We start from the raw sequence: 13,847 nt of genomic DNA on the forward strand, positions 1-13,847 counted from the left end.
CCCCAACCCTCCCCCGCAAGCGACCCGCAAGCGGGGGAGGGAGCGCACCTCGATCACCGCGGGCAACTAGACTTGATCAGACCTGCGGCTTCGCCGCCGCGACAGCGCCGCTCCGCCGGCGATAGATCCACGCCCCCACGCCCCCCACGATCGCCACGCCAACCACCGTCAGCATCCAGATGTGCTTGCCGACATGGGCGTGATGATGCAGCCCGGCATATTCATGCAGAGCCGTCACCGCCAGCACGCCGGGCAGCACATGGGCGGGCGCCCAGGCCAGGATCGCCGGGATGTTCACGCCATAGAATTTGGCGGGCGCCATGCCGAGCGCGCCGGCGGTCACGGGCACGAAGGCGCGGATCGGCGGCACGAAGCGGGCGAAGAACACCGCCCAGGTGCCGAAGCGGTGGAAGAAGCTTTCGCTCTCGGCGACGACGCGCGGATAGTTGGTCAGTGGCCAGGTGTTGAGGATCTCGCGTTGCCGCCTGTGCCCGATCCAATAGGCCGACCCGTCACCGAGCACGGCGCCGGCTGCGGCCGCCAGCAGCACCCATGGCAGCTGCAATTCGCCGCCGGGGACCAGGGCGCTCAGCGCCAGGATGATGGTCGAGCCGGGGATCACCGATCCCACCACCGGAACGGCTTCGAGCAGCGCCGCCAGGAACAGGGTCAGGTAGGCCAGCCACGGATGGGCGGAGACGAAGGCGATGAGGGGATCGAGAAAGGACGTCACGTCGTCTCTTGAAGGGCTGGAGCATGGGGGCTTCGGACCCTACATAAGTAATTGCATACGGCCAAAGCGCCATTCGCACGGAAGGGGCGTGACCCGCCCGAATTTGGGCGTGATTCGCAAGGCAGCCCTCCAAAATCTGCGTTCCTTGCCTATCTAAATGAAAAGACAACGGAACTTTGATTGGTGGGCGGGCTTCTGCCGGCACGTTGTCTCTGATAGGTTCGCAGCCGCACCCAGCCGCAGCCAACGTGCGAATAACCGGTTTCGGGACCGCCCGGGACCTCGGAGGATTGATGACGACCGCCGCCCTGTCCAAAGTTGAGGAAGTTTCCGGCCTGCCCGACATGAAGGTGTCGGTGCGCCAGGTGTTCGGGATCGACAGTGATCTCGAAGTCCCGGCCTATTCCGAAGTCGATCCTCACGTGCCCGAAGTCGACGCCGATTACCGCTTCGACCGCGCCACCACGCTGGCCATTCTCGCGGGCTTTGCCAAGAACCGCCGCGTGATGGTCACCGGCTATCACGGCACCGGCAAATCCACCCACATCGAGCAGGTCGCCGCTCGACTGAACTGGCCCTGCGTGCGCGTCAACCTCGACAGCCACATCAGCCGTATCGATCTCGTCGGCAAGGACTCCATCGTGGTCCGCGACGGCAAGCAGGTCACCGAATTCCGCGACGGCATTTTGCCCTGGGCGCTGCAGAACAATGTCGCGCTGGTGTTCGACGAATACGACGCCGGCCGCCCGGACGTGATGTTCGTGATCCAGCGCGTGCTGGAAGTCTCGGGACGCCTGACGCTCTTGGACCAGAACAAGGTGATCAAGCCGCATCCGGCCTTCCGCCTGTTCGCGACCGCCAACACCGTCGGCCTCGGCGACACCTCGGGCCTCTATCACGGCACCCAGCAGATCAACCAGGGTCAGATGGACCGCTGGTCGATCGTCACCACGCTGAACTACCTCAGCCACGACGAGGAAGTCGAGATCGTGCTGGCCAAGGCCAAGCATTATCGCACCCAGGAAGGCCGCGACATCGTCAACAAGATGGTGCGCCTTGCCGATCTCACCCGTAACGCCTTCGCCAATGGCGATCTGTCGACGGTGATGAGCCCGCGCACGGTGATCACCTGGGCGGAAAACTCCGACATCTTCGGCGATATCGGCTTTGCGTTCCGCGTCACCTTCCTCAACAAATGCGACGAGCTCGAACGGCCCCTGGTCGCCGAGTTCTACCAGCGCTGCTTCAATGCGGAGCTGCCGGAATCGGCAGTCAACGTGGCGCTGAGCTGATCTCTCACGATGTGTCGTCCCGGCGAAGGCCGGGACACGTACAGCGTGATGTCTCGATTGAAGCGATAGTTTCCTGACACAAGAGCGGCCGGTGGTTATGGGTCCCGGCCTTCGCCGGGACGACAGATAGGGTCAGATGACCACCTCCAATTCGAAATTCCGCAGCAACAAGGAAGCGCCGACCGAGCCGTTCAAGCGCTCGGTCGCCTCCTGCCTGAAGGCGATCGCGAAATCGCCCGAGCTCGACGTCTCCTTCGCCGCGGAGCGTCCGGGGCTTGCGCCCGGCAAAGCGCGGCTGCCGGAGCCGGCGCGCAAGATGACCAAGCGTGACGCCGCCATCGTGCGCGGCCACGCCGATTCCATCGCGCTCAAGCTCGCCTGCCACGATCCCAAGGTTCATCGCAAGCTGATGCCCGGCAATCCGCAGGCGCGCGGCGTGTTCGAGGCGGTGGAGCAGGCCCGCGTCGAGGCGATCGGCGCGCGCCGCATGGCGGGCGTTGCAAAAAACCTCACCGCGATGCTCGACGACCATTTCCACCGCGGCAAGTTCGACGAGATCACCGACCGCGCCGACGCGCCGTTGGCGGACGCGCTGGCGATGCTGGTGCGCGAGCGCCTCACCGGCATGGCGCCGCCGACCGCGGCCAAGAAGATGGTCGACCTCTGGCGGCCGATCCTCGAAGACAAGATCGGCAAGCGGCTCGACCGGCTCGACGGCGTGCTCGAGGATCAGACCAGGTTCGGCGATGCGGTGCATGATCTCTTGTCGGCACTCGAGCTCGGCGACGAGCGCAACGCCGACAGCGAGGACAATGACGAGAACGAGGAGAACCAGGACGGCGACAACGACCAGTCCGGCGCCGAGGGCTCGCCCGATTCCGATGCGGCGCAGGAGATGAGCGCCGACCAGGCCCAGGCGACCTCGGAGGAGATGAGCGAGAGCGCGATGGAAAGCGCGCAGGCCTCGACCTCCGACACCTTCGACGACGGCGAACTCGGCGACGACGAGACGCCGGGCGAGGCGACGCGCCCGAACCAGCACGGCAGGAACGAGCCGCGCGGGCCGGAATATCACGCCTTCGCGCCCAAGTTCGACGAGGTCATCGCCGCCGAGGATCTCTGCGACCATGACGAGCTGGAGCGGCTGCGCGCCTATCTCGACAAGCAGCTCGCCCATCTGCAAGGCATCGTCGCCCGGCTCGCCAACCGGCTGCAGCGCCGCCTGATGGCGCAGCAGAACCGCGCCTGGGAGTTCGATCTCGAAGAAGGGATTCTGGACCCCGCGCGCCTGTCGCGCGTCGTCACCGATCCCTATCACCCGCTGTCCTTCATGCACGAGAAGGAGGCGACGTTCCGCGACACCGTGGTGACGCTGCTGCTCGACAATTCCGGCTCGATGCGCGGCCGCCCGATCACGGTCGCGGCGACCTGCGCCGACATCCTCGCGCGCACGCTGGAGCGTTGCGGCGTCAAGGTCGAGATTCTCGGCTTCACCACGCGGGCCTGGAAGGGCGGGCAATCGCGCGAGGCGTGGCTTGCCGCCGGCAAGCCGGCCAATCCCGGCCGCCTCAACGATCTCCGTCACATCATCTACAAGTCGGCGGATGCGCCCTGGCGCCGCGCGCGGAAAAACCTCGGCCTGATGATGCGCGAGGGTCTGCTGAAGGAGAACATCGACGGCGAGGCGCTGGACTGGGCGCACAAGCGCCTGCTCGGCCGGCCCGAGCAGCGCAAGATCCTGATGATGATCTCGGACGGCGCGCCGGTCGACGATTCCACGCTGTCGGTCAATCCCGGCAATTATCTCGAGCGGCATCTGCGCCACATCATCGAGGAGATCGAGACCCGCTCGCCGGTCGAGCTGATCGCGATCGGCATCGGCCATGACGTGACGCGCTATTATCGCCGCGCCGTGACGATCGTGGACGCCGAGGAGCTCGGCGGCGCGATCACCGAAAAGCTCGCCGAGCTCTTCAGCGAGACCAACACGGCGCCAACGCAAGCGGCCGGTCGTCCGCGACGCAAATTGCATTCGTGAACACGATTCCATCCCGCCGCAGCTTTCTCAGGCACGCCGCAGCGGGATTCTCCACATTCGCAGTCTCCAGGTTCGCGCAGGCGCAAGCCGCGACCGAGGCGCCACCGCGCCCGCTGCAGGTCGAGCACGCCGTCGCGGCGCCCGTCAGCGTCGAGGTCAACGCGCGCAGCATTCCCAATTTCGAGCCGCGCGATCGCACGCGCACGCGCTTCGGCTCACTGAACTATCGCAGCGGCCTGGTGCTGACCTCGCCCTATCGCGGCTTCGGTGGCCTGTCAGGCCTCCGCTTCCTCGACGCCAAGGGCGAGCGTTTCCTCGCGATCTCCGACCAGGGCGGCTGGTTCACCGGCAGCATCCGCTATTCCGGCCGCGACATGGTCGGCCTTGCCGACGTCGAGGCCGCGCCGCTGCTCGGCGCCGAAGGGCGGCCGATCACGGAAAAGCACCTCTGGTGGGATTCGGAATCGATCGCGCGCGACGGCAGTCTCGTCTATGTCGGGCTCGAGCGCGTCAACCAGATCCTGCGCTACGATTTTGCCAAGGGCGGCACACGCGCCCGCGGTGAGGTGATCGCCGTCCCACCCGCCTTGCGCAAGCTGCCCTCCAACAAGGGGCTGGAGGCGATGGTGGTCGTGCCCAAGGGACAGCCGCTCGCCGGCGCCTTGATCGCCTTCTCCGAGCGCGGGCTCGATGCCGACGGAAACCTCATCGCCTTCCTGATCGGCGGCCCTACGCCCGGCCAGTTCAGCGTGCGGCGCACGGAGAAATACGACATCAGCGATGCCGTGCTGCTGCCCTCCGGCGAACTGCTCATCCTCGAACGCAAATTCTCCTGGTTCACCGGCGTCAACATCCGCATCCGCGCGATCCCGCTGAAGGGAATCGCGCCCGGTGCGCTGGTCGATGGCCCCGCGCTGTTCGCCGCCGATCTCGGCCACGAGATCGACAACATGGAAGGCATCGACGCCCATGTCACGGCCGAGGGGGAGACGGTGCTGACCCTGATCTCCGACGACAATTTCTCGATGCTGCAGCGAACCCTGCTGCTGCAATTCACGCTGGCGGAGTAATTCTCCGCTGTCGTCCCGGGGCGCGACGAAGTCGCGAGCCCGGGACCCATAACCACAGGGAGAAGTTTGGCGACGGCTCGTGGTTGCCGGTTTTCGTCAAACCGGATCCTGTGGTTATGGATCCCGGGCTCACGCTGCGCGTGCCCCGGGATGACAACCGAGTTGTACGACCCGCGCAATGCATGGCCCCACGGTCCCCCATTCCCGCCGCGCAACTAGCATTCCGCGCGTCCCTCACTACACTCCCATCACCATCCTCCATCCCCCGGAACTCCCCGCATGAGCGCCCTGTTTTCCCCGATCAAGCTGCGCGGCCTGACCTTGAAGAACCGCCTCGTCGTGTCGCCGATGTGCCAATATTCGGCCGAGGACGGCGTCGCCACCGACTGGCACTTCACCCACATCAACAATCTCAGCCTGTCGGGCGCTTCGATGTTCTGCATCGAGGCGACGCATGTCGAGGCGATCGGCCGCATCACGCCGGGCTGCCTCGGGCTCTACAGCGATGCCTGCGAAGCCGCGCTGAAGCCGATCCTCAATTCGGTGCGCAAGCATTCTTCCACCGCGATCGCAATGCAGCTCGCCCATGCCGGCCGCAAGGCTTCGAGTGCGCGCCCCTGGGACGGCGGCCAATTGATTCCGGAAGGGCAGGGCGGCTGGCAGACGGTGGCGCCATCGGCGGTGCCGCACAAGGAGGGCGAGGCCGCCCCGCTGGCGCTGGATGCGGCGGGCCTGACGCGCATCCGCAAGGCCTTCGTCGATTCGACCAAGCGCGCCGCGCGGCTCGGCATCGACGCTATCGAGGTCCATGGCGCGCATGGCTATCTGCTGCATCAATTCCTGTCGCCGATCTCCAACAAGCGCACCGACGAATATGGCGGGTCGTTGCAAAACCGCATGCGCTTTCCGCTGGAAGTGTTCGACGCGGTGCGCGCCGCGTTCCCCGCCGACAAGCCGGTCGGCATGCGGGTGTCGTCGACCGATTGGGTCGAAGGCGGCTGGGATCTGGCACAGACCACCGAATTCGCGAACGCGCTGAAGGCGCGCGGCGTCGACTGGATCGATGCGTCCTCCGGCGGCGTCTCGCCGCAGCAGAAAATCCCGCTCGGCCCCGGCTATCAGGTGCAGTTTGCCGAGGCGATCAAGCGCGAGACCGGTCTGCCCACCATTGCCGTCGGCCTGATCACCGAGCCGAAGCACGCGGAGGAGATCGTCGCGGCAGGAAAGGCCGACATGGTCGCGCTCGCGCGCGGCCTGCTCTACGATCCGCGCTGGGGCTGGCACGCCGCCGCCGAGCTCGGCGGAATGGTCGAGGCGCCGCCGCAATATTGGCGCTCGCAGCCCTCGACGCAGAAGGCGCTGTTCGGCAAGACCACGTTCGGGGCGCGGTGACAGCGAGTGTGGTGCGATGACGGCGCTATAAGCTCCGCTGTCGTCCCGGATCTTCGCTCCGCTCCGCGCTTGTCCGGGACGATTGCCGAGTGTGTTGCGCTCGCTCTCACCCCCTCACGCATCCGTAAAACCCCTCGCCTTCCACCCACCGCGAAACTGGCCTAACCTCTCAGCACTCAACGCCTCGCGGAGGCTCGCCATGCGTTTTCGTGTTCGTAAGACTGCCCATTTGTTCGAGCGCGTCGGTCTTGCCATGGCGGGGGCCGCGTGCGGATTGTTCGTCGGCGCCTATGTCGGCTCGGCGATCCCCACTCTCACCACGCAGGGCTTCCTGCTATTGATGATGCTGCTCGGCGGCATCGGCTTCTATCTCGGCATCGACACGCCGCAGATGCCTTTCGACGATGCGCACAGCCAGATCGACGCCGCCGAGCTCATGAGCGCCGCCGGCACGCTCTGCGCCACGCTCAGCGCCTTCGCCTCGGTCGGCGTGATCGTGCTCCGGCTCGATCCGCACATGGCCTGGACCTGGCTCGCCTTCGTCGGCTGGATCGCCGGCGTCGCCATGCAGATCGTCGCCGGCGCCAAGGCCAGGCTGCGGAAGTAGCTCTCTCCCTCATGAGGCGCCCGCCTGAAGCGGGCATATTGATGGATGGCCGGGGGAAAAGCTCTCAAATCCGAGAGCCCCGATCCTTCACGGCAGGGTCTGGCTTGCCTCAACTGCCTTGCACGGCGTCGTCTCTCTCCCTGTCAACCCATCATCCGGTCAGGGCATCGTTCGCAGCATTGCACGCGCATTGGTCTTGAAGAGCTTATCTTCGCAACCCATCTTGTGGCGCCCGCAGGTAGAGGCGTACCCTGCATTTTCTGCGGCTTTGATGCGAGGACCTGGGATGAGCGGACCGGACGGAAGCGAGCAGTTCGTCAAAAAGCACGATTTCGTTCAGGTCAGCGCAATCGTCGGGCTTCTCGCCGCGGCGTTCGTTTTGTCCGGCTGCGACAAGCCGGCATCACAGGCTGCGGCTCCGCCACCGCCGCCGGTGACGGTCGCCCAGCCGGTCAAGCGCACGGTCACCGATTGGGACGAGTTCACCGGCCGCTTCGAGGCGGTGGAGGAGGTCCAGGTGCGCCCGCGGGTCGGCGGTTTCGTCAACTCGGTCGAGTTCCAGGACGGCGCCATCGTGCGTCAGGGTGATCTGCTCTACGTGATCGATCCGCGCCCGTTCGAGGCGGTGGCCACTCAGGCCGAGGGCCAACTGTCCGACGCACGGGCGAAAGTGGAGCTTGCCAAGCGCGAGCTCGATCGTGGTCTCAATCTGGTGCAGACCAGCGCAGTCTCCGAGCAGGTCGTCGACCAGCGCCGCCAGGCCCTGCAGGCCGCGCACGCCGCCGAGATGCAGGCCGAAGGGGCGCTGAAGGCTGCCAAGCTCAATATCGAGTTCACGCATGTGGCTGCGCCGCTGACCGGCCGCGTCAGCCGGCATCTCGTCAGCCCCGGCAATCTCGTGCAGGGCAGCGACACCGGCACCTCGACGCTGCTCACTTCGATCGTCGCGCTCGATCCGATCTACATCTATTTCGACATGGATGAGGCGACGTTCATCAAGTACAGCAAACTGTGGTTCGAGGGACGGCGGCCAAGCTCGCGCGATACCGCAAACCCCGTGCAAGTGACGCTGGCCGGCGAGACCAAGCCCTCGCACGAGGGCACCGTCAATTTCCTCGACAATCGGCTCGACGTCTCGACCGGCACGCTGCGCAGCCGCGCGGTGGTCAAGAACACCGATCTGTCGATCCTGCCCGGCCAGTTCGGCCGCGTCCGCCTGATCGGCAGCGCGCCTTACGAGGCGCTGCTGCTTCCGGACGCTGCGATCGCGACCGATCAGTCCCGCAAGATCGTCTTCGTGGTCAAGCCTGATGACACCGTCGAGGCACGGCCCGTGGTGCTCGGACCGCTCGACGACGGCCTGCGTGTGATCCGTGAAGGGCTGAAGGCCGACGACCGCGTCATCGTCAACGGCATCCAGCGCGCCCGCGTCGGCGCCAAGGTCGCTCCCCAGACCGCGCAAGCGCCGGCCGGTGGCAAGCCATGAATCTCGGCCGTCTCTCCATCAACCAGCCCATTTTGGCGATGGTGCTGTCGATCGTGCTCCTGATCGTCGGCGCGCTCGCCTACACGACACTGCCGGTCTCCGAATATCCGCAAGTGGTGCCGCCGACCGTCGTCGTCACGACGCAATATCCCGGCGCCTCCGCGCAGACCGTGTCCGACACGGTCGCAGCTCCCATCGAGCAGGAGATCAACGGCGTCGAGGACATGCTGTATCTCTACAGCCAGGCGACGTCGAACGGCCAGCTCACCATCACCGTCACCTTCAAGCTCGGCACCGATCTCGACAAGGCCCAGGTGCTGGTGCAGAACCGCGTCGCGATCGCCCAGCCGCGCCTGCCCGAGGAAGTGCAGCGCAACGGCGTTACCACGCGCAAGAACTCGCCCGACATCCTGATGGTCGTGTTCATGCTGTCGCCTGACGACACCTTCGACCAGCTCTACATCTCGAATTACGCGCTGCTCCAGGTTCGCGACCAGCTGCTGCGCCTCGACGGCGTCGGCGACATCCAGATCTTCGGCGCCCGCGACTATTCGATGCGGCTGTGGCTCGATCCTGACCGGATCGCCAATCTCGGCCTGACCTCCGCCGAGGTGCTGGCCGCGATCCGCGCCCAGAACGTGCAGATCGCCGGCGGCCAGATTGCCGAGCCGCCGATCGCCGACCGCGCCTTCCAGCCCAATCTCACCTTCACCGGGCGTTTGAAGGACCAGAAGCAGTTCGAGGACATCCTGATCAAGGCAGGCTCCGACGGCCGGGTCGTTCGTTTGCGCGACGTCGCCCGCATCGAGCTCGGGGCGCTGGCCTATTCCACCAACAGCTTCCTGCTGCGCAAGTCGGCGGTGGCCATGCTGGTGACGCAGCGGCCCGGGTCGAACGCGCTCGCGACCGCAAAAAACATCTCCGACACCATGACGAGGCTCAAGGAAAGCTTTCCTAAGGGCCTCGACTACAATATCGGCTACAACCCGACCGAGTTCATCGCGCAGTCGGTTCACGAGCTGATCAAGACCATCTACGAGGCCATGCTGCTCGTGGTCGTCGTGGTGCTGGTGTTCCTGCAGGGCTGGCGGCCCGCGATCATTCCCATCATCGCGATCCCGGTCTCGCTGGTCGGCACCTTCGCGGTCATGGCGGCGCTGGGCTTCTCCATCAACAATCTCACCTTGTTCGGCCTCGTCCTCGCCGTCGGCATCGTGGTCGATGACGCCATCGTCGTGGTCGAGAATGTCGAGCGCCATCTCGAGCACGGCCTCAGTCGTCGCGATGCCGCGCTGAAGACGATGGAGGAGGTCGGCGGCGCGCTGGTCTCGATCGCGCTGGTGCTATGCGCGGTGTTCGTCCCGACCGCGTTCCTCGGCGGCATTTCCGGGCAATTCTTCCAGCAATTTGCCGTCACCATTGCGGTCGCGACCGCGATCTCCTGCTTCTGCTCGCTGACGCTGTCGCCGGCGCTGGCCTCGCAGATCCTTACGCCGCACGAAGAGAAGCGGCCGCCGGCCGCCTGGAATGTCATCGCGCGGGCGTGGGGTGCCTTCACCGGCGTGTTCAACCGACTGTTCGACCGGCTCTCGCACGGCTATGCAGGCCTTGCCAATTTCGTGATCCGCCATTCGGTGGTGATGCTCCTGATCTACGTCGTGCTGATCGGCAGCGCCGGCTGGCTGATCGTGACCACGCCGCAGGGCTTCATCCCGGCGCAGGATCGCGGCTACGTCATCATATCCGTGCAATTGCCGGGTGCGGCATCGCTGGCGCGCACCACCGAGGTCGTGCGCGAGATCGAGCGGATCTCGCTGGATACGCCGGGCATCGTTCGCGTCGCCGCCTTTGCCGGTTTCTCCGGTGCCACCCGCACGCAGGCCGGCAATGCGGCGGCGCTATTCCCCGTGTTCGACGAGCCGGAGGTGCGGCTGAAGAAGGGTCTGTCCGCCACCGCCATCACGGCCGAGCTGCGCAAACGGCTGTCCGCGATCCAGGGCGCTTTCATCATCGTGATTCCGCCGCCGGCCGTGCCCGGCATCGGCACCGGTGGCGGCTTTGCCATCCGCATCCAGGACCGCCAGGGCCGCGGGCCTGAAATGCTCGCTGCGGCCACCGACGAGCTTGTCGCCGCCGCGCGCAAATCGCCCTTGCTGCTTGGCCCCGCGGTGTTCTCGCCGTTCACGGCCAACACGCCGCAGCTTTTCGTCGATATCGACCGCACCAAGGCGCAGAAGCTGGGCGTGCCGATCTCCAACATCAACGAGACGATCCAGACCTATTTCGGATCGACCTATGTCAACGACTTCAACCTGTTTGGCCGCACCTATCACGTCACCGCGCAGGCCGACTTTCCGTACCGAAAAGAACCGAGCGACCTTGCGCGTCTGCGCACGCGCAATGCTTCCGGCGATATGGTGATGCTCGGCAGCGTGGTCGAGTTCAAGGATGTCTCGGGACCCGACCGCGTCGCGCGCTACAATCTCTACGCGGCGTCCGAGCTCCAGGGCGAGCCGGCGCCGGGCACCAGCTCGACCACCGCGCTCAACACCATCAAGCAGCTCGCGAACGACACCTTGCCGAGCGGCTTCACCTTCGAATGGACCGACCTGTCCTATCAGCAGGTCACCGGCGGCAATGCCGGTCTCTACGTGTTCCCGATCTGCGTGTTGTTCGTCTATCTCGTGCTCGCTGCGCAATATGGCAGCTGGACGCTGCCGTTCGCGGTGATTCTGATCGTGCCGATGTGCCTGCTCGCTGCCACCATCGGCGTGCGCATCATGGGCCAGGACGTCAACATCCTCACCCAGATCGGCTTCGTCGTGCTGGTAGGACTCGCGGCGAAGAACGCGATCCTGATCGTCGAATTCGCGCGCGACATCGAGAACGAAGGCAAGCCGCGGCTGGAGGCCGTCATCGACGCCTGCCGCCTGCGCTTGCGGCCGATCCTGATGACGTCGTTCGCCTTCATCCTCGGCGTGCTGCCGCTGGTGATCTCGACCGGTTCCGGCTCCGAGATGCGCCAGGCCGTCGGCGTCGCCGTGTTCTTCGGCATGATCGGCGTCACCCTGTTCGGCCTTCTGTTCACGCCGATCTTCTATGTCGTGGTGCGGAACCTGGCGGAAGGTCGGCGCCACAAGAAGCCGGAGGCGGCGGCCTGACGTCTGCCTCGATGGCCATAGTCGTCTCCGTACCCACCGCTGTCGTCCCCGCGGAGGCGGGGGCCCATAACCCCAGGGAGAAGTGTGGGGCGACTCAGTAACCCCGAGTCATCGCCGAACGTCTCCCTGTGGTTATGGGTCCAGGGCTCGCGCTCCGCGCGCCCCGGGACGACAGCGGGAGCTTGGTGCGCAAAATCCCATACCTACGGCCAACATGAAACGGATGGGCGCACGCGGGGTTCTTCACTACTATCCGCGCGATTTCACAGAAGAATGCTGGGAGTTAAACATATGAAATCAGCACTTTGGGCCGCAGCGGCCTCGGCCCTCTTGATTGCGGTTCCTGCATCGGCGCAAGGCGTCAAGATCGGCATCCTCAACGACCAGTCCGGCGTCTATGCCGATTACGGCGGAAAATGGTCGGTCGAAGCGGCGAAGATGGCGATCGAGGATTTCGGCGGCGAGGTGCTCGGCCAGAAGATCGAGCTCGTCACCGCCGACCACCAGAACAAGCCGGATCTGGCGAGCTCGATCGCGCGGCGCTGGTACGACGTCGAGAATGTCGACATGATCACGGAGCTGACGACCTCCTCGGTTGCGCTCGCGATCCACGAGCTCTCCAAGGAAAAGAAGAAGATCGACATCGTCGTTGGCGCGGCGACCTCGCGGCTGACCGGCGATGCCTGCCAGCCCTATGGCTTCCACTGGGCCTACGACACCCGCGCGCTCGGCGTCGGCACCGGCGGTGCGCTGACGAAAGCCGGCGGCGACACCTGGTTCTTTCTCACCGCCGACTACGCCTTCGGCTACGCGCTGGAGAAAGACACCAGCGAGATCGTCACCGCCAATGGCGGCAAGGTGCTCGGCTCGGTGCGCGTGCCGCTCAACTCCTCGGACTTTTCGTCCTTCCTGCTGCAGGCGCAAAGCTCGAAGGCGAAGATCGTCGGCCTCGCCAATGCCGGCCTCGACACCACCAATTCGATCAAGCAGGCGTCCGAGTTCGGCATCGTCTCCAGCGGCCAGAAGCTCGCAGGCCTCTTGATGACGCTTGCCGAAGTCAACGGCCTCGGCCTTCAGGCTGCGCAAGGGCTGGTGCTGACCGAAGGCTATTACTGGGATCTCAACGACAAGACGCGCCATCTCGGCGAGCGCTTCCTCAAGCGCACCGGGCGGATGCCGAGCATGATCCACGCCGGCACCTATTCGGCGACGCTGAGCTACCTCAAGGCGGTCAAGGCCGCCGGGACCAAGGATCCGGATGCCGTCGCCAAGAAGCTGAAGGAGCTGCCGGTCGACGACGAGTTCGCGCAAGGCGGCAAGGTGCTCGAGAACGGCCGCATGGTCCACGACATGTATCTGTTCGAGGTCAAGAAGCCCTCGGAGTCGAAGAAGCCCTGGGACTATTACAAGCTGCTCGCCACCGTCCCCGGCGACAAGGCCTTCTTCACCGCCAAGGAGAGCGGCTGTCCGCTGACGAAGTGACGCTCTCGTATCCTGGACGCGCTGCAGCGTGAAACGCTGCTGCGCAGAGCCGGGACCCACACTTCGTCGGACGTAGAGGCTCGACTGGGTCCCGGTTCAGCGGCGCAGCGTTACACGCTGCACCGCGCCCGGGACAGGTGCACGGGAGGTGGCGTACTTCACGACACCAACCGCAACACCACCGCCCCGAGCGCCCCGACCCACAGCGCCATGGCGGCGAGCGCCTGGATCGCGAAGCCCGTGCCGCGCTTGGCCGCTGCTTGCGAATAGCCGACGAAATAGACGATACGGCCGATGATCCAGATCGCGCCGATCCCCGCCGCAATGGCGTCGCTGATATAGATCGCGAACAGCCAGAGCGCGGGCAGGACAATCGGCATCCATTCCAGCGTGTTCATCTGGGTGCGGAAGGCCCGCTCGAAATCCGGATGGCCCCCCATCGCGGGCACTTTGACGCCGGTCTTGGTGCGCGAGCGCGAGACGTTGATGGCGGTGAAGAAATAAAACGCGATCACCAGCAGCGTGACGAGGGCGGTGAGATGATACATCGCGAAATCCCCCAAAGCGTTTTCGAGCGAAGTGGATA

Annotated in this window: 10 protein-coding genes; 8 read left to right on the forward strand and 2 right to left on the reverse strand. The window is 65.4% G+C overall.

Annotated elements, in window-relative coordinates:
* Positions 1 to 76: 76 nt before the first annotated feature.
* Complete coding sequence (locus tag N2604_RS03415) at positions 77 to 733, reverse strand: DedA family protein (RefSeq protein WP_260373790.1); 657 nt, start codon at positions 731 to 733, stop codon at positions 77 to 79.
* Positions 734 to 1,026: 293 nt separating this feature from the next.
* On the opposite strand from N2604_RS03415, the gene cobS reads away from it, so the two are divergent.
* The 8 genes from cobS (at position 1,027) to N2604_RS03455 (ending at position 13,261) form a co-directional block, all read left to right on the forward strand.
* Positions 1,027 to 2,025, forward strand: coding sequence for a cobaltochelatase subunit CobS (gene cobS / locus N2604_RS03420; protein ID WP_260373791.1), 999 nt, complete (start codon positions 1,027 to 1,029; stop codon positions 2,023 to 2,025).
* A gap of 136 nt (positions 2,026 to 2,161) precedes the next feature.
* Positions 2,162 to 4,063: a cobaltochelatase subunit CobT gene (gene cobT, locus N2604_RS03425; protein ID WP_260373792.1), complete on the forward strand. Its 1,902-nt coding sequence runs from the start codon at positions 2,162 to 2,164 to the stop codon at positions 4,061 to 4,063.
* Complete coding sequence (locus N2604_RS03430; RefSeq protein ID WP_260373793.1) at positions 4,060 to 5,133, forward strand: esterase-like activity of phytase family protein; 1,074 nt, start codon at positions 4,060 to 4,062, stop codon at positions 5,131 to 5,133. Before cobT ends, N2604_RS03430 begins: the two co-directional genes overlap by 4 nt.
* Positions 5,134 to 5,412: 279 nt before the next feature.
* A complete protein-coding gene (locus tag N2604_RS03435; protein WP_260373794.1) occupies positions 5,413 to 6,525 on the forward strand; it encodes an NADH:flavin oxidoreductase/NADH oxidase in 1,113 nt (370 codons plus the stop codon).
* Between the two features lie 199 nt (positions 6,526 to 6,724).
* Positions 6,725 to 7,132, forward strand: a complete 408-nt coding sequence (locus N2604_RS03440) for a hypothetical protein (RefSeq protein WP_260373795.1) — start codon at positions 6,725 to 6,727, stop codon at positions 7,130 to 7,132.
* 286 nt (positions 7,133 to 7,418) lie between these two features.
* Complete coding sequence (locus tag N2604_RS03445) at positions 7,419 to 8,618, forward strand: efflux RND transporter periplasmic adaptor subunit (RefSeq protein ID WP_260373796.1); 1,200 nt, start codon at positions 7,419 to 7,421, stop codon at positions 8,616 to 8,618.
* The gene (locus N2604_RS03450) at positions 8,615 to 11,779 is read left to right on the forward strand and encodes an efflux RND transporter permease subunit (RefSeq protein WP_260373797.1); all 3,165 of its coding nucleotides are present in this window, start codon (positions 8,615 to 8,617) and stop codon (positions 11,777 to 11,779) included. The genes N2604_RS03445 and N2604_RS03450 overlap by 4 nt, the downstream gene beginning before the upstream one ends.
* Before the next feature lie 291 nt (positions 11,780 to 12,070).
* The gene (locus tag N2604_RS03455; RefSeq protein WP_260373798.1) at positions 12,071 to 13,261 is read left to right on the forward strand and encodes an ABC transporter substrate-binding protein; all 1,191 of its coding nucleotides are present in this window, start codon (positions 12,071 to 12,073) and stop codon (positions 13,259 to 13,261) included.
* A gap of 158 nt (positions 13,262 to 13,419) precedes the next feature.
* Here N2604_RS03455 and N2604_RS03460 read toward each other — a convergent pair whose 3' ends face one another.
* A complete protein-coding gene (locus N2604_RS03460; RefSeq protein ID WP_260373799.1) occupies positions 13,420 to 13,809 on the reverse strand; it encodes an MAPEG family protein in 390 nt (129 codons plus the stop codon).
* Between the last annotated feature and the right edge of the window lie 38 nt (positions 13,810 to 13,847).

It is taken from the genome of Bradyrhizobium sp. CB1015 (assembly GCF_025200925.1).
In the GTDB taxonomy this organism is placed as follows: Bacteria; Pseudomonadota; Alphaproteobacteria; order Rhizobiales; family Xanthobacteraceae; genus Bradyrhizobium.

Coding starts and splice junctions, on each gene's coding strand:
- cobS (WP_260373791.1), top strand. CDS start 1,027: ATGACGACCGCCGCCCTGTCCAAAGTTGAGGAAGTTTCCGGCCTGCCC.
- cobT (WP_260373792.1), top strand. CDS start 2,162: ATGACCACCTCCAATTCGAAATTCCGCAGCAACAAGGAAGCGCCGACC.
- N2604_RS03435 (WP_260373794.1), top strand. CDS start 5,413: ATGAGCGCCCTGTTTTCCCCGATCAAGCTGCGCGGCCTGACCTTGAAG.
- N2604_RS03440 (WP_260373795.1), top strand. CDS start 6,725: ATGCGTTTTCGTGTTCGTAAGACTGCCCATTTGTTCGAGCGCGTCGGT.
- N2604_RS03445 (WP_260373796.1), top strand. CDS start 7,419: ATGAGCGGACCGGACGGAAGCGAGCAGTTCGTCAAAAAGCACGATTTC.
- N2604_RS03450 (WP_260373797.1), top strand. CDS start 8,615: ATGAATCTCGGCCGTCTCTCCATCAACCAGCCCATTTTGGCGATGGTG.
- N2604_RS03455 (WP_260373798.1), top strand. CDS start 12,071: ATGAAATCAGCACTTTGGGCCGCAGCGGCCTCGGCCCTCTTGATTGCG.
- N2604_RS03460 (WP_260373799.1), bottom strand. CDS start 13,809: ATGTATCATCTCACCGCCCTCGTCACGCTGCTGGTGATCGCGTTTTAT.